The 20,651-nt window shown below is 54.3% G+C and carries 15 protein-coding genes, 1 tRNA gene, 2 rRNA genes, 1 pseudogene and 1 riboswitch; of the genes and pseudogenes, 10 read left to right on the top strand and 9 right to left on the bottom strand.

Annotated elements, in window-relative coordinates; translation table 11 throughout:
- From CBB62_10900 to CBB62_10890, 3 genes are all read left to right on the top strand, one after another.
- Nucleotides 1–402 (top strand): 23S ribosomal RNA (locus CBB62_10900); the annotation flags it as partial.
- Nucleotides 403–516: 114 nt separating this feature from the next.
- A 5S ribosomal RNA gene (gene rrf / locus CBB62_10895) occupies nucleotides 517–631 on the top strand.
- A 125-nt stretch (nucleotides 632–756) separates the two neighbouring features.
- On the top strand, nucleotides 757–4,953 hold the full coding sequence (locus CBB62_10890; GenBank protein ID OUT40277.1) for a hypothetical protein: 4,197 nt from the start codon (nucleotides 757–759) through the stop codon (nucleotides 4,951–4,953).
- A 67-nt stretch (nucleotides 4,954–5,020) separates the two neighbouring features.
- Here CBB62_10890 and CBB62_10885 read toward each other — a convergent pair whose 3' ends face one another.
- From CBB62_10885 to CBB62_10865, 5 genes are all read right to left on the bottom strand, one after another.
- Entirely contained in the window at nucleotides 5,021–6,685 is a 1,665-nt protein-coding gene (locus CBB62_10885) for a hypothetical protein (protein ID OUT40276.1), read from the bottom strand.
- A 23-nt stretch (nucleotides 6,686–6,708) separates the two neighbouring features.
- Nucleotides 6,709–7,293 (bottom strand): hypothetical protein, encoded by a 585-nt coding sequence (locus CBB62_10880; GenBank protein OUT40275.1) that lies wholly within the window; start codon nucleotides 7,291–7,293, stop codon nucleotides 6,709–6,711.
- A gap of 165 nt (nucleotides 7,294–7,458) precedes the next feature.
- Nucleotides 7,459–7,902, bottom strand: a complete 444-nt coding sequence (locus CBB62_10875) for a large-conductance mechanosensitive channel protein (protein OUT40274.1) — start codon at nucleotides 7,900–7,902, stop codon at nucleotides 7,459–7,461.
- Between the two features lie 141 nt (nucleotides 7,903–8,043).
- Complete coding sequence (locus CBB62_10870) at nucleotides 8,044–9,387, bottom strand: D-amino acid dehydrogenase (GenBank protein OUT40273.1); 1,344 nt, start codon at nucleotides 9,385–9,387, stop codon at nucleotides 8,044–8,046.
- Between the two features lie 196 nt (nucleotides 9,388–9,583).
- A riboswitch (glycine riboswitch) is annotated at nucleotides 9,584–9,697 on the bottom strand.
- Between the two features lie 188 nt (nucleotides 9,698–9,885).
- A complete protein-coding gene (locus CBB62_10865) occupies nucleotides 9,886–10,818 on the bottom strand; it encodes a hypothetical protein (GenBank protein ID OUT40272.1) in 933 nt (310 codons plus the stop codon).
- Here CBB62_10865 and CBB62_10860 point away from each other — a divergent pair.
- From CBB62_10860 to CBB62_10850, 3 genes are all read left to right on the top strand, one after another.
- Complete coding sequence (locus CBB62_10860; GenBank protein ID OUT40287.1) at nucleotides 10,760–11,881, top strand: hypothetical protein; 1,122 nt, start codon at nucleotides 10,760–10,762, stop codon at nucleotides 11,879–11,881. The two genes, CBB62_10865 and CBB62_10860, sit on opposite strands and share 59 nt — an antisense overlap.
- Before the next feature lie 120 nt (nucleotides 11,882–12,001).
- Nucleotides 12,002–12,078: transfer RNA gene (locus tag CBB62_10855), tRNA-Met, on the top strand.
- A gap of 330 nt (nucleotides 12,079–12,408) precedes the next feature.
- Nucleotides 12,409–12,657, top strand: a complete 249-nt coding sequence (locus CBB62_10850) for a hypothetical protein (GenBank protein ID OUT40271.1) — start codon at nucleotides 12,409–12,411, stop codon at nucleotides 12,655–12,657.
- A 70-nt stretch (nucleotides 12,658–12,727) separates the two neighbouring features.
- Here CBB62_10850 and CBB62_10845 read toward each other — a convergent pair whose 3' ends face one another.
- Genes CBB62_10845 through CBB62_10835 form a run of 3 tightly spaced genes read right to left on the bottom strand, consistent with a single transcriptional unit; the run spans nucleotide 12,728 to nucleotide 14,790 of the window.
- Nucleotides 12,728–14,302, bottom strand: coding sequence for a hypothetical protein (locus tag CBB62_10845; GenBank protein ID OUT40270.1), 1,575 nt, complete (start codon nucleotides 14,300–14,302; stop codon nucleotides 12,728–12,730).
- Between the two features lie 17 nt (nucleotides 14,303–14,319).
- Entirely contained in the window at nucleotides 14,320–14,559 is a 240-nt protein-coding gene (locus CBB62_10840) for a hypothetical protein (GenBank protein OUT40269.1), read from the bottom strand.
- A 36-nt stretch (nucleotides 14,560–14,595) separates the two neighbouring features.
- Complete coding sequence (locus tag CBB62_10835) at nucleotides 14,596–14,790, bottom strand: hypothetical protein (protein OUT40286.1); 195 nt, start codon at nucleotides 14,788–14,790, stop codon at nucleotides 14,596–14,598.
- Between the two features lie 166 nt (nucleotides 14,791–14,956).
- Between CBB62_10835 and CBB62_10830 the strand changes: the two genes are divergently transcribed.
- From CBB62_10830 to CBB62_10815, 4 genes and pseudogenes are all read left to right on the top strand, one after another.
- Nucleotides 14,957–15,205 carry a hypothetical protein gene (locus CBB62_10830; GenBank protein OUT40285.1) on the top strand — a complete coding sequence of 83 codons (249 nt, stop codon included), beginning with the start codon at nucleotides 14,957–14,959 and terminating at the stop codon, nucleotides 15,203–15,205.
- Nucleotides 15,202–16,393 (top strand): annotated as a pseudogene (locus tag CBB62_10825) (hypothetical protein). The gene CBB62_10830 and the pseudogene CBB62_10825 overlap by 4 nt, the downstream one beginning before the upstream one ends.
- Nucleotides 16,394–16,885: 492 nt before the next feature.
- Nucleotides 16,886–17,302 carry a hypothetical protein gene (locus tag CBB62_10820; GenBank protein ID OUT40268.1) on the top strand — a complete coding sequence of 139 codons (417 nt, stop codon included), beginning with the start codon at nucleotides 16,886–16,888 and terminating at the stop codon, nucleotides 17,300–17,302.
- A 10-nt stretch (nucleotides 17,303–17,312) separates the two neighbouring features.
- Complete coding sequence (locus tag CBB62_10815) at nucleotides 17,313–19,010, top strand: hypothetical protein (GenBank protein ID OUT40267.1); 1,698 nt, start codon at nucleotides 17,313–17,315, stop codon at nucleotides 19,008–19,010.
- Here CBB62_10815 and CBB62_10810 read toward each other — a convergent pair.
- On the bottom strand, nucleotides 19,007–20,554 hold the full coding sequence (locus CBB62_10810; protein ID OUT40266.1) for a hypothetical protein: 1,548 nt from the start codon (nucleotides 20,552–20,554) through the stop codon (nucleotides 19,007–19,009). The two genes, CBB62_10815 and CBB62_10810, sit on opposite strands and share 4 nt — an antisense overlap.
- Nucleotides 20,555–20,651: the final 97 nt, after the last annotated feature.

Raw genomic sequence — 20,651 nt, 5'->3', positions numbered from 1 at the left:
GTGTTTGGCACCTCGATGTCGGCTCATCACATCCTGGGGCTGGAGCAGGGCCCAAGGGTACGGCTGTTCGCCGTTTAAAGTGGTACGTGAGCTGGGTTTAGAACGTCGTGAGACAGTTCGGTCCCTATCTGCCATGCGTGTAGGATACTTGAGAGGATCTGTCCCTAGTACGAGAGGACCGGGATGGACATACCTCTGGTGGATCGGTTGTCACGCCAGTGGCACAGCCGAGTAGCTATGTATGGATCGGATAACCGCTGAAAGCATCTAAGCGGGAAGCCGTCCTCAAAACCAGGTATCGTTTGAGAGCCGTGGAAGACCACCACGTTGATAGGCAGGATGTGGAAGTGTGGTAACACATGAAGCTAACCTGTACTAATCGCTCGAGGGCTTGATCTCATCAAAGCCCGCGTCCACATACGATTATAATCATGGTCAGAAATTTTCTGATCGCTAACGGTCAACTCTATAAAGACACTGTGAACTGGAATAATCGCGTAGCGCGATTTTTGGCAACCTGGTGGTTTTAGCGAGAGCGAAACACCCGATCCCATCCCGAACTCGGACGTGAAACCTCTCAGCGCCTATGATACTGCGTCTTAAGGCGTGGGAAAGTCGGTCACTGCCAGGTTGCCCAAAATCGCGATACCTGATTAATCCGGTTCAGTATTCATCCTATATACTTCCTTCACAAAGTCGCCTTTTGGCGGCTTTTTTTGTATCCAAAATCCGGCTTTTCCAGCGCGCCAGCACAAAATGCTGGCAATTCATACCGGGTTAGGCGTTATGCTGTTCGGGTCGTTTCGACCAGATCCATGCTGTTTCCCGCCCGTGAAAAACTATTCCCGTCTGCTTGCCAGTCTCGCTGTTGCCCTGTTTGTGGCGACACTGCTCATGCCGCGCCCGGCACTGGCCTTCCCGGTGCCCGAGGCGATGAGTTTAGCGAGCTATATGCTGTCATCGCTGTATTCGGTTATTGCCGCCTCGATTTCCAGCATTGTACCGCTGTTCAGAAACCAGCGGACGCAGAACAATCAGAAATACCTGTTTGCCATTCTGTGTGGTCTGGTCCTGTTACTCGGTTTCGGCTGGTATCAGAGCTATCAGGCGGCCCAGCAGGAATATACCGACAAGCTGCAGTTGAATGTGCAGCGGGTTTATCCCGATAAACAGCCACCGCTGCTGTTTTTCCCCACCGGAGAGCCACTGCCGGAAGGAAACAGCGGCGCGGTCGCCAGCATGCTGCCGGAGCTGCTGGCCGGGTTCAATCTGGCTGATCTGCAGGCGCAGGCTGTCGACTACCCCGCTTTGTATCAGTCGATCAAACAGCAGCAGGTGCAGCTGATCGGGGTAACGGTACCCGAAGAGGGCAGCGACGGGCTGGCACGCTATGGGATCAGGGCAATCGTCTCTGGATATGATCTCCTGCCCGGCACCCATCCGGTCCATGAGCCGGGAGCGATCATTCAGGTCGATATGAATTTTGTCGTCTCCAACCCGACCTTCTTCCAACGCATTGACCTGCCGATCGTGTTGATCAGCGGTTGGGGTGATGTGGCCAAAGCCAGTGCCCATTATCTCCAGCAGCGCGGTGTGGATGCCGGTTTTCTCGACAGTTCACTGATGACATTTCTGGCCGAGTGGTATGATGCCCGGCCCGGCCCGACACAAGAAAATGCCGGCAGTATTACCCATATTGATGTGCATGAGGTGCATCACCAGCTCGAGGCCGGAACGGTGCCGTTCCATGTGGTCGATATCCGCAATCGGAACGAGTATCAGGGGCGGGGTTATCTCTATGGTGCCGAGAATATTCCGGCAACCGCCGTGGCCTTTGATCCCGGCAGGATTCAACACTGGCCGCCATCGGATGAACCAATCCTGCTGGTCTCCTATTTTCCGGAACGCAGCGAGATCGTGGCGGCATGGCTCGCGGCACAGGGATACAGCGTTTCTGTGCTTGATGGCGGCTATGAGCGCATGGATGCGCTGTCCCTGTTCTGGATGCCGACCTATCCGAACCGTGACCGGTTCTGGACCGCGGCCCAGCTCTATCTGATGGCGCATGATACCGATGATGTTGTCTTCATCGATCCGAGAAGTCCGGATGAGGTGGCCAAAAGCCGTATCCGCTGGCCGCGTACCCTGAATATTCCGACACTGGAGATGGGCTGGGATGAGGTCATGGCACAACTGCCGGTATTGAGCCATGACAAACGCTATATCGGCATGGCCTATGACCAGGCATCCGCTTATCAGTCAATGTTGCTGGGGCTGGAGATGAGCCGACTGGGCTATGTCTGGCTCGGGCTGAATTCCCTGCCGTACCAGTATTCAGCCGAGCAGTATCGGGTCAATCAGCAGCATGGCTATCACCCGGACCCGTTCGGCGCGGATATGATTGGCCTGTACAAGGCATTCTCCGGTTTCAAGCAGGATATGGCGCTGCCTGCGTTGTTGTTCATCTTCCTGTTTGGTGCGGTGACCCGGGGGATTCTGTTTCCGCTCCAGTGGATCGGCCTGAAACAACCGGCAACGCTCGCGGGCGGATTATCGAATGTCACATCCCTTGTGGTGCTGATCCTGGTCTCGCTGTTCTTCCTCGACTGGTTGTCCTTCTATCATTCGGTGCAGGGCGACAGTTTTCTCTGGATTGATGATTTCCTGACGCCTGATCCCTATCTTGTCTTCCCGGCGCTGGTGGCGGCTGCCCTGTTCTGCCAGCTCAGTCTTCTCTACAGGCTGACCTTGCGCAGTACGGCGCTGATCCTCGCGGCGTCGCTGTTTGTGCTGTATCTGCTCATGACCCTGTCGGCGGCGATGTCGATCTATGTCTTTGCTGTGACGGTTACCGGTCTGATCGGCAATGTGATCATCATCATGGTCGACAAATGGCGGGCGCAGAGCAAGGCGCCGGCAATGCTCGAGACCCTGCCGAGTGGTCCGGTGCCACTGTGGGAAACCGACCGATATGAGCGGATCGGGAGCAAGGCGAGCCTGCTGGCGGCATATCGCCGTTTGTACCGCGATGTAGCGATCCCGGATGGATTTGTGCTGACCGGTGACATTATCCATCGCCTGCGCCAGGGGGATGCCGAAACGGTGGCATCCGTCATCGCCTCGGTCCGGAAGCTGGCCGGGGGAGGGAAGCTGATCCTGCGGTCCTGTGCCTATCGGGAAGATGCCGATGCCACCATGGCCGGGCGGTTTGACAGCCATGTCGCGCCTGCTGACGAGGCGGAGTTCCTGCGGGCACTGGAGTTGGTCTGGCAGAGCCTCGCGATACATGATGATGTCATGGCCGATGCCCAGCCGAGCATAATCGTCCAGCGCTGGCTGCCATTTGATCTGGCCGGGGTCGCCTTCTCCCATCATCCAGTCTATCCGATAGCAATGGCAATCGAGGGGGGCGAGGCCGAGGCGGTCACCGCTGGCAGCAGCCAGATCGGTTCTGTCATGCTCTGCCGTGAAACCGGCAGCATTCAGCAAAACGATAATCTGCCCCTGTCCAACCCGGTCATCGGCGGATTGCGCCGCGTGATCCTCAATGCCGAGGTGGTTCTGGGCGGACCGGTTGATATTGAATGGGGTGTCGCGGCAGGCCGGTTATATCTGTTGCAGCTTCGACCGCAATTCTCGATCAGTGATGCACCGCCCGAGCATATGGAACAGCTTGCCCTGATCAGTGCGGGCAGCTGGAAACAGTTGACCGCCGGCGAGTTTTCCGAGGTGCTCGCCCGTCCATCCCATGCCGCGGCAACGATGTACAAGCAGATCTATGGCGACAGTGTCATGATCGGGTTCGGGCGGTTGCTCTACAATCCCGACCGGCCATGGTGGAAATGTATCAAGTTGCCCAAGCTCTCACGCCGCAAGCTGGCCGATAGGCTTGAAGCATTTTACAGCCTGACTTCGGTTGAGGGGCGGCGCTGGCAGGCGGTTGACCTGGCTGGCCTGTCACTGGCCGATCTGCGCCTGTTCGGTGTGCAGTTGCTGGATGCGTTCGCTCAGAAAAACCTGCCTTTCTCACTAGCTGTTACGCGGCTTTCCCAGCGCTACAATCAGGCTGACAAGCCTTTGTCATGGCCGGAAGTGGGGTCGGCAAAGCATCTGCTCGCGGCCCTGTCGACACCCGATGAAGCGGCACAGCGAGAGATATTGCGGCGCCATGGTCTGGCCCACCGGGCGGTGCAGGATATTGAAATTGCCAGTCCGCGATTTGATGAGACCGCACCGATATGGCCGGTCAATCCCGATGATACGGGAACGGTGGAGAAGGCAGAGCCGAATGAGACCATGAGTGCCGATCTCATCGTTCTCAAGGATGACGTGCATAACTGGGTGATCCGCGATGTCGCCCTGCTGCGCCGTCTCATTCTTGAGATCGGGCGCAGACTGGGTATCGGGGACGCGGTCTTCACGCTGTCGATCGATGAGATATTCGGTCATACCCCCATGCCATCGGATGATGAGCGTGCGGCACGGGCAGCGGCATGGCAGCGGCTTCAGGAGGTCAAACTGCCGGAGGCCATTCGTCGTGCCGATGTCCGGCAATGGGATTTCGTCGAACAGGCAAGCGGGGTCGGGCAACTGGCTGCCGGTGATGGTCAGCTCGTCGGCAAGGTGGTTTCATTGTTCGAGGCGGAGTTCAGTGCGCCGGTGATCAATATTTCCTCTGCCGCCATGCTTGAACCGACCGATGGCGCAGCGCCGGAGCTTGAAGGCAAGATTGTCATCCTGCATGAAGGCTATGTCAGCATTGCCCGATATTTCGACCGTATCAGGGGCATCCTCATGCCGTTCGGCGGGCAGTTGAGCCATCTGGCGATTGTCTCACGGGAAGCCAAAATGCCGGCGATTTTCGGTATCGGGCAAGCGGTAACGGAATTACCTGACGGGCTGGTGGTGACCATGCAGAAGGATGGCCGCATCCTTATGGATCAGCCGGAGTAATGCAAAAAAACACCGCCGGTGTTTACCGGCGGTGAGTGATGCTGATTGATGTTTTGCGGCTGACTGATCAGGCAGCGTTTACTTCCGACAGGAACTCCCGCAGGCTCTGGCGCAGGCCGTCAAGATCGCCGGTCAGTTGCTCGGCCGAGCTGCGGACATGTTTGGCCGCATCATCGGTCTTCGCCACGTCAGACTGCAGGGAAATGACGTTGTTGCTCATCTCCCCGGTACCCGTAGACACCGCCTGGGCGTTGCGCGAGATTTCATTGGTGGCGTTGGACTGCTCGTTGAGCGCAGACTGCACTGCATTCGCTGAGCTGTTGACCTGTTCAACCGTATTCTGGATCCGGGTCATGGCTTCGGCCACATTATCGCTGTTGGAGATAATGTCACTGACGCGCTGGCTAATCTGGCCGGTTGCCTTGGCGGTCTGATCCGCCAGTGCCTTGACCTCATTGGCCACGACAGCAAAGCCTTTGCCAGCCTCGCCCGCACGGGCTGCCTCAATGGTGGCATTGAGTGCCAGCAAATTGGTTTGTGCAGCAATATCCTCGATCAGCAGGATAACTTCCTCAATCGAACGAGCAGCAGAGGTCAGGTCCTGAACCACGACGCCGGCACTCGCGACCTCAGAGACCGCAGTATTGGTCACATTGGCCGTATTGCTCATCTCCTGCGAGATATTGGCGATGGTGGCGGACAGTTCTTCGGCGGCGGCAGCCACGGTTTGTACGCTGCTTGAGGCGCGTTCTGCGGCCTCGGCGGCATCACGGGTGCGTTCCTCACCGGCCTGAGCCAGTTGCGAAACCTCGGTCGAGGCATCCATGAAGTCATTAACCGAGTTGGCAATGCCCTCGAGGATATTGGCCGAGGTGTCGCTGAATATGGCAATGACCTCTTCCATGTGACGCTGGCGTTCTGCCTGTTTCTCACGCGAGGCCGCCTCACGCTGTTCCATCTCAGCATTCTGCTGTCCGGTCTCGCGGAAGACTTCCAGTGCCTGGGCAATCTGGCCGATCTCGTCCTTGCGGTCCGTATATGGCACCGTAATGTCGAGTTCGCCGCCAGCCAGACTACGGGTTGCAACCGTAATCTGCTGCAATGGCTTGGCCAGCAGGTTGGACAAGGCCCAGCCCAGTACCAGAATACTGGCAACCGTGGTGATCAGACCGATGCCACCGCCGAACACAGCCTGTTCGGTGACCGCATGGGAAATTTTCGACATATCGAAGGCCATGACCAGATGACCGATAGTGCCATCCTTGACCGTTGCGATTGGCACATTGACCCAATGCAGGTTCGCACTATGAGAGTCAGTGACATCAGATTTGACCAGTTCACTTGCCTGTTTGGCAAATTGGTCACCGCTGATTGTTGCTGCCTCTGTCGTATGGGCATGCAATACGCTGTTATCACTGAGGACGACGGCGAGACCGCTGATGGCCAGTTCTTCATTCGTGATGAAGCCTTTATAGGCAGAAGTTACGGCTTCCACCTTCTGCCATTTGACCGCACCGCTGATCTGGTCGGCAAACAGGATCGAGAACTGGTTCTGCTGGAATTCCAGCTGTTCTTTCAACGACTGCCCGGAAGTTGTGGTGATGCTGGCAATGCTCACAGCTTGCGACAGCACCAGCCCACCGATGACAATACCGGCGATCTTGAGGGTCAGCGACCCTCCCGATCCTTTGCCGCCCAGCAGGGCACCGATTTTATGGAATGGAAATTTCATGAGTTTTCTCCGGTTCTCGGATATTAAAGTTCGTCAACAACAACGCCGACGGTGATGGCGCCAATGGCAGCACCGGTGTCGGGGTCGATGACGCTGACAGAAACCTGGCTCTGGAAAGTTTGGGATGATTCATCGAACTCGACTTCATCGATGAAGTGTTCATCATGGCCAGTACCGGCAGTTTTCTGCCATTTGGCCTCATCACCCTGCCAGTAATCGGAGGTGACATCGCTGAGCGCGACATTCAGGCCCTTGATATCCATGACAATGATCTCGCTGAAGAGGCCGGCACCTTCCTGTTGGAAGCTGTGCAGATGGTCTGTCAGCGGATGCTTCACAACAGCATCGATCAATGGCTTTGAGGTTGCCGCGGTTTCTGTGCGCCATTGCTGGTCGAGTGCTGTGATTCTGCTGTCATCATAGCCATCGGTAGACTGGTTTTGTGCCTTGATCGCGCTGATGACATCCGGGGATGCTGCGAGTTTTTCGATTGTTGGCAATGCCTGTGCACGAATGGCATCAACAGTTGGATCGCCAGCTTGGGCAATCCCATGGATGCCGCAGGTCAAGGCAATGACGGCAAGTGAAGAGAAAAGAGTGTTACGCATGATAGGGACTCCGCTGATTGAATATGATCGTGCGAAGACGGTATCTGCTTTTGGTTGTTATACCGTTAATGAATAGTTGCGCCGTTATTTATCTATCTCGGCTGATTTATCCTGTCGTTAATCAATAAAAAACAGGCGCCTTGTTGGGCGCCTGTTTCTGGTTCATCAGGATGTCTGCTGCGCTTTCAGCAGATCACGGATTTCCTCGAGCAGCACTTGCTCCTTGGGCGGCTCGGGTGGTGGAGGCGGTGGCTCGGCTGCTGCTTCCTCTTCCTTCTGCTTCAGACTGTTGATGCCTCGAATAACGAAGAACAGCGCCCAGGCAACGATCAGGAAGCTGACAACATTATTGATGAACAGGCCGTAATTGATGGTGGCGGCCCCGGCCTCTGCTGCCTCAATCCGGCTGGCGTAGGTTTGGCCGGACAGGTTGATATAGAGGTTGGAGAAATCAACGCCGCCAGTCAGCAACCCGATCAGCGGGTTGATAATGTCGGCCACGAAGGATTTCACAATCGTGGTGAAGGCGGCCCCGATAACAATGCCGACCCCCATATCAACAACATTGCCCTTCACGGCGAATTTTTTGAACTCGTCAAAGATAGTCATGGATGTCCTGAATTTAAGGAATGGTGGATGACGCCCGGCTTGATGCCGTGTCTGCTATTCAAACTCTGCTACTCTAACAATGCATCGGGCCGGTGTTTGTTCCACCAGCCCGATAAGAAGTCTCGAATATTCGTTTGAGCGTTATACCGCTTTTGCAAGCACCGGTTGTGCCGGCTTCTCGATCGTGCCGGTCACATGGGCGGTGACCATATCGGCGGTGGCCGCTGACAGGGTCCAGCCGAGGTGACCGTGGCCGGTATTATAGAATACCCGTGGTGAGTTGCCGGGGCCGACCTTGGGCAGCATGTTCGGCATCATCGGCCGCAGACCGGCCCATGGTACGCTCTGGCGGGTACTCATTTCCGGATGATGCTCACGGCACCAGTCGACCAGTGGCTTGATGCGATCTGCACGGATATTGCGGTTGAACCCATTGAATTCAGCCGTACCAGCCACACGGTAGCGGTCAACGCCCAAACGGCTGGTAACAATTTTCGCCCGGTCATCGAGCAGGCTGACCCATGGGGCTGCTTCCTGACTTTTCTCATCGAGCAGGTTTACGGTGATCGAATAGCCTTTGACCGGATAGACGTTCACCCGGTCGCCAACCTGTGCGGCGAGTGCACGGCTGCCGGTGCCAGCACAGATCACGATACCGTCGAAATCCTCACGGGCCACATCTTCACCAACGGTCTGATAGGCGATGGTCACGCCATTATCGCGGGCGCTGAGGCTGGTTACGCCGGTTTCGCCAAGGAAGCGGCCGCCGCGCAGCTGGAAGGCGGCGGCGAGGCCGTTGGTGTATTTGTGAATGTCGCCGGTGAAGTCAGTTTCAGTATAAAACCCACCATAGACATCGCTGGTGTTGAGCGCCGGTTCGATCGCTTTGACCTCGTCCGGGGTAATGGCCTTACGCTCCAATCCACCTTCGGCGAGCAGTTCGGAAACCCGCGCGGCAGCATCGAACTCTGCCTTGGATTTATAGAAGTGCAGGATGCCGCGATGCTCGAAATTGCAGTCGATATTGGCATCGCGGGCCATGTCGAGCAGCGAGGCACGGGCGGCCAGCGCCAGTTTCACCGTCTCGATGGTATTGCGGCGATAATTCGGGATGGCGGCGACGAACTCGGCCAGCCATGAATATTTGTGCCAGGAGGGCTTCAGGTTCAGCAGCAGCGGCGCATCGGCCTTGAACAGCCATTTCATGCCCTTGACCATGGTGCCCCATGAATTCCAGACCTCGGCATTCGAGGTCGAGAGCTGGCCACCATTGGCAAAGGAGGTCTCCATCCCGGCATAACGCTGACGCTCAATGACGGTGACGTCATAGCCCTGCTGTTGCAGGCGGAAGGCGGTGGTCATGCCGGTGATACCGGCACCGATCACGGCAATGCGCGGGGTGGTCGGCCCTGATCCTGTGACAGGGGCGGCAGATGACTTGGTGGATGAAACAGATTTGGTCGTATCAGCAGATAGGTCAGGCATGGCCAAACTCCGGTTACGTCTGCCGTGCCTGTTCCATATCCCATGGAGTGTGTGGCGTGGCGTGACGCGGGTTGATATCCATGCCCCTTCCGTCAAAAACCTGAGAGCTTCACCCCGTGCCCGGCTGTACCCGGTGCTTGGGGGCTTTCTCCTTCGGTGGCGATTGCATCGGCAATCACACTCTTCGGAATTTTAGGGTCTTATCACGGTCCTTTCGCCTGAGAGTTTCCGGGGCGGTTGCTCCTTCGGCCCTAACCGGTTGCCATGCGTGTTTGGCGACCATCTGGTCAGTTTCTCCCGTGATCCGACAAATTACCTTATCAGCATACTCCAGAACGTATGGTTAACTCTGAACCGTTATAATCTCTGTTGGGTTCTTGAATGACCCTAATATACAGCAAATTATTGCACTGCCAAAATCGTAAGTTTGTTTTACGAAATTTACAATCCGGCTCAATAAAGTGCGGATCAGATTTCCGTGGATGAACCGGTATGGGTTTACGCGGCAACCTTCAGGCTCTCGCGCCAGGCGGCGAGGGCGGCAATGTGGTCCGGGCCTACTTCACAGCAACCTCCGATCAGACGGGCACCGGCCTCGTACCAGCGCTGTGCCTGCTGGCAATAGGCGGCGGGATCAAGATCACGCCGGGCCTCGAGATTGGCAACGCCATCCCACAGGGTCCAGTCCTCGGGGATTTCTGTAAAGCCGTTGGCATAGGCACCGAAATGCCGGCCCCGGCGCTCATCGAGGCTGGCCAGTGCCGGCATGGCGGCGGTCATCGCTTCCGGGAAGCTGCAGTTGAACAGCATGGCCTCGACCGGCAGATCGCCGAGGGTCTGAACCGCGTCGATAATCCGCTCACCGCTGCGCAGGCGGGCGCTGTCATCATCGCGCAGGGTCCATGACACCCATGTTGCCTTGCCGCTCTCGGTGGCGGCTTCGGCGGCGGCTCGGCCTTCATCGGCGGTAGACATGGTCTCGCAGAGATAGAGGTCGACATATGGGGTCAGGTGGCCGACCATCTCCCGGTACAGCTCGACCATCTCCTCATAGGGCAGGGTTTCCTCCGGCCGATAGCTGCCGTTGAGTGGCGGAAGGGAACCGGCGACCAGCACCGGGCGGTCGGCCTCGCTCGCCGCCTGCTGGGCGAGTACGCCAGCCATGCGGTTCATCGGCTCGACCTGATCGCCGAGCTCCATTTCCCGCAACCGGTTGCCATTGGTGCTGTAGGTATTGGTAATCAGCAGGTCCGCGCCCGCCGTGACATAATCCCGGTGCACATCTAGCACCAGCGACGGATCATCAATCAGTGCCTGTGCCGACCACAGGGCGGATTTGTCGGAGACGCCACGCCGGATCAGCTCCTGCCCCATGCCGCCATCGATCAGCAGAAACGGTTGCTGGGTCAGGATCGTGTTCAGGTCGCTCATGCTCTGTTGCTCCGGTTGCTTGTTCTTGCGCGCGCTTGATGTTGCTGCATGGCATGTCGGTCGGCATCAGATCAAGGGGTGTTTATTTGCTTGCCGATTGATCCGGGCAGAATATGTGATGCAGTGTTCCGATTTCCTGCCAGCGACAGTCTTCATGCCTGATTTCAATAAATCCGTATCGTCCTGCCTTGCTGTAACCCTGTTGTTACTGCTGGCCATGCTGTCACGACCCGTCGCAGCACAGTCAGCTGCAGGGACGGCCTGTGGCGCACCGGATGCTGCCTGCATGGTCGATGACGGCAGCTATCAGGTGTTTCAACCATCGACACTGCCGGAGGATGGCAGCGCCATACCGATGCTGCTCAACTTCCACGGCTATCGCGGTACCGGCAACGGGGTTATCGGCAATCGCCAGTTGCGCGATATTGCCGAGCGTTATGGTCTGCTCCTGATCGCCCCCAATGGTCGGAACCGGACCTGGGCCCATAACGGTTCGCCGAGCCGGGCGCGTGACGAACTGGCCTTTATCGACAGCGTGGTGGCGGATGTCGAGGCACGCTGGCCGGTCGACCCGGCGCGTATCTATGTCGCCGGGTTCTCGCAGGGTGGCTCCATGGTCTGGGATCTGATCTGCAAGCGCCCGAATGCCTTTGCCGGTTTTGCCCCGATCTCCGGCGCGTTCTGGGAACCGTACCCGGAAAGCTGTGATCCCGCGGCGGGCCAGCGGCTGCCGATCATCCATTTCCACGGCACCGCTGACCGGGTGGTGCCCATGGCCGGTCGTCCGATCGGGCAGATGTTTCAGCAGGGCGATGTGGGCAAGAGCCTGTCAATCCTGCGCGCGACTCATCACTGCGCCGCGACACCGGTACGCAAGGAAACGGTCGAGAACATGGTCTGTGAACAGACACCACCCTGCGACAGCGGTGCGGTATTGCAGCTATGTCTTCATGGGGGAGGTCATATTCGCCCCCGCGGCTGGTTCGATCAGGCGGCGGAATTCTGGGGTTTGCTACCTGTTACAACGGGTGCCGGGGTTGAAGAACGGGCCGTCGAGCCCTAGGTAATGGTCAACAGACAAAATCTTTTTGTCATCGGGGGTTGGCTTCTGCCGCGCAACTTGCTAGACCATCGCTCCCGGTGATGACGTATACGTAACAGACGTATAAATAGCCGGTTTTGGCGCGGGGTGGAGCAGCCCGGTAGCTCGTCAGGCTCATAACCTGAAGGTCGTAGGTTCAAATCCTACTCCCGCAACCAAACATTAGGCCAGTAACTTCAATAAGTTACTGGCCTTTTTCTTTGCCTGATGATTTCTAAAAATTGGACCAAATTGCACTTTTGGACCAAATTTGGACCACTTAGAGATAAGAAAAGACAGTTCCAGCCAATAAGCCACAACAAGTTTAATCGGTGAATCGGCCCATATTGCCTGTCAGTAAACCCGCTACCGTAGCTGGCAACACCATACTAAAACATACAGATTCAGCAGAAGCATGCGACAAGACTTAATGCATTGTGTCAGTTAGGATTTCCCCATATTTGCCGCTACCAACCATAAGTAGCCATGATCACACCTAAAGAAAGGGTATGCTCATGGATGGTGAAAACATCCTAACTATCGACCAGCTTGTTGGTGCTTTTCCGGCATTTAGCGAGAAAACCATCCGCTGGTGGATATATAATGGCAAACGCAATGGCTTTGAGGCTTGCCTCATTCGTATCGGCGCACGGATATATATCGACCGTCTGCGCTTTATCGGATGGATCAAGAAGCACCAGCCAGTATCAGACGTGCCAACTCGTAATAATCAGTCCTCAGAGCCGGATGAGGGCTGATTATTATTAATTGGGGGGAGTATGGCCCGCACCGGTTCAATGTTGCCGGTGCGGTCTTTAATTTAAGCCTTTAGAAATGAAATGGGTTTTCTTTGTAAATAGGGTTCTGGTCCGCGTCTTTGAATAAAGGATCGTTCAGATAATTCAGCTTGCCTGCAACCACCACCTGCTGCCCCTGGAAGAATAATAGCTGGGTCTCTTTGTCCAGGCTCATCACTTCATTTGTCGTGAGGAGCGGACGAGCCCCAGAAGATAGCGTTCGGTTGCCATTCTTAATAGATAGCCCTTGTTCACTTGAATAACTGATGGACGGAATGGAGGTTTCCCCGCACATCATACTTACAAGCTGGGCTGTCTCAACGTCCGACACGCCAAAAAACTGTTTCACCGCACAGTTTGCGATAATGCTTTGGGCCTTGTCGCCATAAATGGTGGCAATCTGTTTTAAATCCTGGGCGAAGAGCCACAGGTTCACGCCGTAACCTGCCAGATAAGCAATTTCCTCTTCCACCACCCTCATACGGCCCATTGCTGGAAATTCATCAATCATGAACAGGACGGGCTGTTCAGGCTTTTTGCGCGTGCGCTTCATCTCTAAAGCCGCCATGCCCATGAAAAGGCGCACGAACGGCGCAAAGGTCCGCAGCCGCTCAGGCGGTAGGATAAGGTAAATCGAGAAAAGCTCTTCTTTGAGCTGTTTAAAGCTAAAGGTGGAGTCATGCGTATAGGCCACCAGCTTTTTGCTGTCCAAAAAGCTCAGGTGGCTGTCCAGTGTGCTTAATATGCCTTCGCGCACTTTATCGTCAGCCCGCCACATCACATTGGCGGCCCGTTCCACATTGGTGTCACCGCATTCGGCCATATCGCGCAAAGTTTCCAGAAATTCCGCCTCATTCTGGGTAAGCAGAATACGGATGAGCACCAGCATACGCTCCCGTTCAGGCTTTTGAGTGTGAATATATAGGATCAGGCCAGTGAGGAAATTGCGGGCAGCGTTTGACCAGAAATCATCTTTCCCGCGCTCATCGGGTACAAGAAGCTCCGCCATATAGCGGCAATCTTCCCACGGATCATCACTATCAACCAGCATATCAAACGGGTTCCAGCGGCTGCTGTTGAAAACGTCAAAGTCCTCATCCGCAAAAGGTGCAAACATATGGACGTTATGGCCCATTTTGCGCCGCCAGCTTGCGGTCACGGCATAGTTCTCGCCCTTAATGTCATTCACCACCACCGAGCCTGTATAAAACAACAGGTTCGGAATTACAGCCGAAACCCCTTTGCCTGAACGTGTCGGCGCGATGGTCAGAAGGTGGCCAGCTCGCTCAAATGTAATACCCGCTGATTTTTTCTGATATTGGGTCATTCCCAAAATCAGAAAGCCTAGATCATGGTCTTTGAGCCGCTTCTGAAATGTAGCAGGGGCCATGCCGAGGCCAGCATCAATAATCTGGGCTGGGGTCATGATATAGGCCGAGCCAAAGGTATGGGACATTGGTTTGCCCCAAGGCTTGGCCCCCTTGGCTACAGCTTCAGCCTGGCCGCGCTGATAGCCTTCCCTATATCCAGACCTCATGCTGTAAAATAGGTAAATGGCAAACCCGATACCACCGACCAATAGAAATACGAGTACGGCTGGTTCCATGACGTATCCCCTTTAGGTTATTTGGGGCGCTTGAAAACCAGCATACGATGGGTTTCCTGCGTTTGGGCTGGGGCAAGTGTGAAGCAGCCTGGCTTGATGTGCGTGGTATAGCTGTCCATCCCTACATATTCCCAACCTTCAGCAGCTTCCTGGTTGATAATATTCTCATAGGCTTTCACAGCCTGGTCGCGGTCCGTTTCTTTACGGACCACAATCCCAGTGGGCGCATTTACACAGCGATATTCATACCTTTCCATAGAATGTCCTTTCCTGAGCAGGGTATGTGAATGGGGTTAAGGATAATCCTCCCCACCATTTGGCGGGCGGCAACGCTTCAGTCGCCCTAAAGTCATTAAAAGGCCCTTCCAGGCCCCATGTTTTTTGAATGCTAGTTTTGAATAGGCTGAGCAGGAAGGCTCATAACGGCAACGGTCGCGGATGAGGTCAGGGGCAAGCTTTTGATAAGCCGTGACCAGTTGGATCAGCAGAGACGCTAACCAGTCGGTATGTTCAGAATGCCTCGTTTCCTCTTTCAATATGCCACCCTGCAATTTGAAGCGGCAATCGCACCGCTAAAATCATCGAGTCATGAGAATGAAATATACATAGATTGTTAAAGTTTGTATAATGCTAAAAATTTTGGAGGTTTGCCCCGTGCATATTTCACTCACGCCGAAACTGGAAAAAATGGTCCGTAACAAGGTTGATTCTGGCCTCTATAACAATGCCAGCGAGGTCATTCGTGCGGCCTTGAGACTGATGGCAGATGCGGACGAGGAGCATAAAGAGCGCCTAAAGGCTTTTCGAGATGCAGTGCAGGCTGGTGTGGAACAGGCAGACCGAGGCGAGTTTGCGGAAGGCTTCTCAATCGATAAACTTCAGCAGGGGCTGGATAAAAAATGAAAGCCAAAAACGCAGAAGAGTGGTCGGATCAAGATATAGAAGCTGAAATTTCCAGAATCCAATCCATCATAAAGGAATGGGCGATATCCAAAGATATATGGTTTGATTGTGGCTTTAAGTCATATCTTGAGCATGTTAATGGCGAACCCAGCTCCCCCCCCTGTTGTTACCATGATTTGGGCAGAAGGTGATTTTCGGCGGATTGTTTTTGATGACCTGGATATGGAATTTTATGACTTGCTGGAAAGCCATGGATATTTTTTAGAAAACATTGATGGAGTAACTGCAGCAATATATCCGAATGATGAAGTCGTATCGAAAAAATTTGAGGACTATTTCCATTGGCAATGGGTGTGCAGTCTTGTAACCGAAGATACCTCAGATGTTTATGATGAGCTTTATTCTCATTTTGTAAATAACCCAGATGATTTGCATAAGCTGCATTGGCGCGAATTTGAAATTTTGCTGTTTAGAATTTTTCAAAACCATGGATATAGAGCAATTCTTGGACCGGGGCGAGGTGACGAAGGTGTTGATATACATTTATGGCAAGAAGATCCATTAGGGGATGTGCTTACAGTTGTTCAGGCCAAAAAATATGCACCTCATAGACAGATAGGCCAACCGGATGTAGCTGCGTTATATGGTGTTGCTAACGTTGAAAACGCAAGTAAGGCTCTCTTTGTAACCACTTCAGATTATGCGCCAGTTGCGAAAAGGTTTGCTGCTAGGACATCTGGAGTATTAGAACTTGCAGAAAAGGAAGTTATTGTTGACTGGTGCGGTAAGGCAACGAATGGCATCATTGCGGACAAATCATCTCTTTTATCCCCTCAAAGGGTGGGGGCGTTAATCGCACAGCTTTCTAGAAATCCAAATAGTCGCATTGTTCATGCTTCTTGGGGGTATAATATGACCCATAACTGTTTTGCGGTTGTTGTGAAAGAGAGCAAACATGCAGCTCTTTTGATGGGGCTCAGAAATCAAACCATTTCAGATGATGGTTTTGGTCAGATAGGCACAGAGGCACCTATTCTTGATCCACACTTGAGTGAGTACCTTTTAAATTCCGAGAACGTTTGGCGCGCTAAACGTAGCGAAGATAATGGACGAATTTCTTATTGGGATGGTCGTCAGATCTATACGGAATGGAATGGTCAGCCAATGAGTTTTAACTATATGGACTAAAAATATCTGGTGGCATTTTTGCTCGTCCGGTCACCTGTCAGCTACTTTTCCCAAGTCATTCCTGACGGTGTTGCACCGTGATAGTCAGTATTGTGGCTTGCTGTGTGTTATTGCCTCTTGCTGTTTTTGTATGCGTATTATAGAGTGTCATTGTCGTTTATAGTATTGGAATTATTGATATATTCCATAAAAGGCAGAGGTGCTTGGCAGCTCAGGCTGACTGCAAGATGTATTTTCGCACACGAAAACTCTTCACCCTGAATGGTTTTGAGTTTCCTTGCGAAAAGGCCCTTTAGCATTCGACCACACCTTTGGTGGGTCTCAAGCTAGGCTCATCTTGTGCTTGGCAGCAGGCTAAAGTGGTCATGCCAGCGCTTCGCTGAACGGCATGGGAGAATGATCATGGCGCGTCCTAAAAAGGCTCCTGAAGACCAGCGTAACCGTGTGCTGAGTGTAAGGCTCACGGCAGAGGAATATGCGCGTGTGGAAGATATGGCCCGCGCCACTGGTATGCTGTCAGGTCCCTATGCCCGTGCCACCATTCTGGGCAAGCGCCCCAGGTCCAAACCCGTCACCAACCTTGTTTTTGAAAAGCTCATTTATGAGCTGCAATCCATTGCCACGAATTTTCGCCAGCTTGCCGATGCCACCGGAAATGAAGGCTATATCAAATGGGCGCGGTATATTGGAGGCCAGTTGGTGGAAAAGTTAATTGGCCGCACCGACTTAACCGAGGTCATGGAAGCCCAGCTTGAACCTCTTAACGGCGCAGGCCATGCCATCAACGGCTTGGCACGAAAAGCCAATAGCGGGTCGGATATCGAAGCCGAAGAACGAGCTTTCGCCATACAGTCTATCAAGCTGGCCCTAAAGCCGCTGGAAGATGCCTTATCGGGTGGCAAGGGGTAAGGGCTGATCTATGCGTTTCAAAATCCCAGCCAAACAACCTTCAAGTTTTAAAGCATCCGCGCTTTATCTGGCTGGGCGCACCAAGGGGCAGTCCCCAGACCGCGTTGACTGGATGGATGTCCGCAATCTGGAAACCAGAGACCCCGTTGCCGCCGCCACCATAATGGAGGCAACCGCAGCCCAAAACTTGCGCTGTAAAAAGCCCACCTATCATTTTGTTTTGTCTTTTGACCCGAAGGACGCAAGGAGTGGCAAAGTCCCGTCAGAAGTGATGCGGGAAGTTGCAGGTGAGGCGATAGAGCGCATGGGCCTCAACGAACATCAAATGATGATCTATGCCCATAAAGATACCAAGCATCCCCATATGCATTTTCTGATTAATCGTGTGCATCCGCAAACCGGAAAGGCGTTTGACCGTCATAATGATGGGCGCAAACTGACCGAGCTATGCCGAGATATTGCCCGTGAGCGCGGCCTTAATATCCCGCTGGAAAAAGAACGTATCCGCGATAAGGAGCGGGTGGATGATTTTGACCTTGTGGAAGCCCTGAAACAAGAACCACTTGGCCATGTACCAGAAGGGGAGTATTGGCAGGCGAAGCGGGACGACCGTGCCCCGCAAATCGCAATGGATAAGGCTCAAGTGAAAGCTCTGCGTGAGAAGGTTCAGGGCCATTTCTATAACGCCAAAGACTGGGACGACCTAACCGCCCGCCTTGGTGCACAAGGCGTGTTTCTGGAACGCAAGGGGCAAGGACTGGTGCTGACGACCAGCGACCGCTACACCAAACTTTCACAAATGGGGAAAGGGGTGCGGCTAAACGAGCTTGAAGATCGCTTTGGCCAGCGTTTTGATGCCTATATGGCCGCTCGTATGAAAGAGCTGGCACGAGGGGAAGCGCCAGAAGCAAACATCCCAGGCTATGAAGCCATGACACCGGCTGAGCGAAAACGGGCAGAGCGTGTTTATGAAGCGCAAAAGGCAGTGGACCAGAAACGTGGTGACCCTGTGCGGGAGCTTGAAGCCGCCTACTGGGACTATCGATATTGGTCAGGGGTTGAAGCTGTTTACCGCGCCGGTGAACGCCGCCTAACGCGACTGGAACGTGAAAAGGCATGGCTTCAGAAAGTTGAGCCTGATTATGAAAGCCGCGCCAATAAAGCACAGCAAGGCTTCACCGAAAGCCTGGTGGCCATATTCCGTGAACCTGAAAAAGCCAGAGAACGCTGGCAGAAGCTGGAAGCCAGCTATGGCATTAAAGATGCCGAGCGCATGATAAAAGAAAACCCAGCCCTGCTAGGGCGCATGAAGGGGCGCAGTTTACTGGGTAAGGAAAACCATGAGCGTAAAAAGGCCAAACGGGCCTTTCGTTATCTGGACCAAAAGCGCCAGCGTTGGCGCGAGCAGCAGCTTAAACTGGGCCACCATAGAGATAGGATTGAAGCCAACCGCCGCGCCCTAAATATTGCGCTCAATGATTTTGAGATGATGAAGCTCAGAACCGATGTACCGTTTGAGCTAAAAGCCATCATTCGCGATAAAGTCATTCGCAGGCAAAAGGCCCTGTCCCGCGTGACGGAAAAGGCCATCTTGGAAAGTCGTCTTGCGGAAGACAGAAAACTCGACCTACTCCGCGCCCGCGACCGCTACATGAAACGCCGCTGCGAGCTGGAGCGAAGTCGGGATCGAGGTTTCCATGATCGCTAGCTTGATTGTGTCGTAGAGCGTTTCTTGAGCTTCCACTCCCGCCAATCGAAATAACGGATTTTGCGGGCGCGGATGGCGGGCAGGCCTTGCACGAACAATAGTTGTTTCTTGGCTGGCATGGTGAGTATCTCGCCCGTGGTCATTAAGGGACGTGCGCCTTCAAAAGCGCCTGAATGAAAGGCTCCAGAAATCAGCTTAAACGGCAGTGGTGAGGTTTGTCCCTGCGACTGCATCCGCACGGTGGCTGTCCCCAGCATATCTGATAACAGCTTGGCCGTGTCTGGGTCTTGCACGTTAAAGGCTTGGCGCACAGCGCAGTTGGCAATCATTGACCGGGCTTTGGGGTAGGTTTTCTGAAGCTGGTCCAGGTCCTGCACAAAAAGCCATAGCTTTGCGCCGTAGCCTGCCAGATAGCCAATGCCTTCTTCAATCGGGCGCATATAGCCAAGGGCTGGCAGCTCATCCAGCAGGAACAAAACAGGGTGTTTGGGTTTTGTCGCATTGCGGGTCATGGCCACGGTGGCAAGCCCCGTCATCATCCGCAGGAAAGGTCGATACGCTTCCAGATATTCGGGTGGCACGATGATGAACACCGAGGCCACTTCATCTTTCAGGCTTTCAAAACTGAAGGATGATATTTCCGTGGCTGAACGCAGTTCAGGGCTTTCAAACAGTTCCGTTGCCCCTTGCGCGGTTGAAATCACCGCTGAGCGTTCTTTAGGCTCTTTCTGGCTAAAGCCACGAGCAATGCGCGAGACGTTTTCCTGTTTACTGGCTGCCATTTTGGCAAGCAGCAGTTCAAACTCTTCCGCGTCCTGCATGAGAAAGTCGCGCAGGGTCCCAAGGTTTTGGCTGAAAATATCCCAGTCATGGCGGATGTATAACAAAAGACCGGTAATCAGGGTGCGGGCTTCCCGTTCCCAGTGGTTCGCTTGCGAATGTTCAGGCACCACCAGCATTTCAGCTACTAACCGTGCATCATCCACCTCATAAGGGGTGTCAATGCGAATGAAATCGAGCGGATTGTAGGTGGCCGACTTGCCTTTCGTCCCACCTAGCGGGGCCAGCTCATAAACAGGGCCAAGGCTTTCACGGTAGGCGCGAGTGATAGCGCTGTTTTCGCCTTTAATATCCGTCACCGCAACAGAGCCAGGGTAATCCAGAAGGTTCGGGATCACACAGCCCACGCCTTTACCGCTGCGCGTTGGGGCAAAGGTCAGCAAGTGGCCGTCACCTGAGTAACGCAGCATACGACCACTCTTGCGACCCAAGATCAGGCCATTCCGGCGTAATAGTTTGCCTTTGCGCGCGTCAGCAAGGCTTGCGAAGCGGGCAGAGCCATGCGTGACGGGGCGTTCAAACTGCGTGGCGGCATATTTGGCTAACACGCCTGCAATACCCAAAACCAAGGCAAAAATAGCCCCAAGCCAGATAGGCGGGGCAAATAGCAAGTAGCCAGTTAGGGCGGCAAAGAGCGGTAAAACCTTCCAGATCAGGCGCAACAGGCCATGAACGGTCAGGATAAGTGTACGAAGGGAACGCATGATTGAAGCCTCCAGATTGTTGCATCTATGGGCTTCTGAAGGCGGTACAAAACCAGAAAACAGTACGGCAAAGGCCAGACTGACTGGTTACTGTAAA

Origin of the sequence: Micavibrio sp. TMED2 (genome assembly GCA_002168225.1) — a bacterium.
GTDB lineage: Bacteria > Pseudomonadota > Alphaproteobacteria > TMED2 > TMED2 > TMED2.
Note: the sequence above shows the minus strand (reverse complement) of the source record. Positions and strands in the feature narration are given on the sequence as shown.

Coding starts and splice junctions, on each gene's coding strand:
- CBB62_10850 (OUT40271.1), top strand. CDS start 12,409: ATGCTCATGGATGGTGAAAACATCCTAACTATCGACCAGCTTGTTGGT.
- CBB62_10885 (OUT40276.1), bottom strand. CDS start 6,685: ATGAAATTTCCATTCCATAAAATCGGTGCCCTGCTGGGCGGCAAAGGA.
- CBB62_10840 (OUT40269.1), bottom strand. CDS start 14,559: ATGGAAAGGTATGAATATCGCTGTGTAAATGCGCCCACTGGGATTGTG.
- CBB62_10860 (OUT40287.1), top strand. CDS start 10,760: ATGCCGCCATCGATCAGCAGAAACGGTTGCTGGGTCAGGATCGTGTTC.
- CBB62_10865 (OUT40272.1), bottom strand. CDS start 10,818: ATGAGCGACCTGAACACGATCCTGACCCAGCAACCGTTTCTGCTGATC.
- CBB62_10815 (OUT40267.1), top strand. CDS start 17,313: ATGCGTTTCAAAATCCCAGCCAAACAACCTTCAAGTTTTAAAGCATCC.
- CBB62_10810 (OUT40266.1), bottom strand. CDS start 20,554: ATGCGTTCCCTTCGTACACTTATCCTGACCGTTCATGGCCTGTTGCGC.
- CBB62_10820 (OUT40268.1), top strand. CDS start 16,886: ATGGCCCGCGCCACTGGTATGCTGTCAGGTCCCTATGCCCGTGCCACC.
- CBB62_10845 (OUT40270.1), bottom strand. CDS start 14,302: ATGGAACCAGCCGTACTCGTATTTCTATTGGTCGGTGGTATCGGGTTT.
- CBB62_10875 (OUT40274.1), bottom strand. CDS start 7,902: ATGACTATCTTTGACGAGTTCAAAAAATTCGCCGTGAAGGGCAATGTT.
- CBB62_10890 (OUT40277.1), top strand. CDS start 757: ATGCTGGCAATTCATACCGGGTTAGGCGTTATGCTGTTCGGGTCGTTT.
- CBB62_10880 (OUT40275.1), bottom strand. CDS start 7,293: ATGCGTAACACTCTTTTCTCTTCACTTGCCGTCATTGCCTTGACCTGC.
- CBB62_10870 (OUT40273.1), bottom strand. CDS start 9,387: ATGCCTGACCTATCTGCTGATACGACCAAATCTGTTTCATCCACCAAG.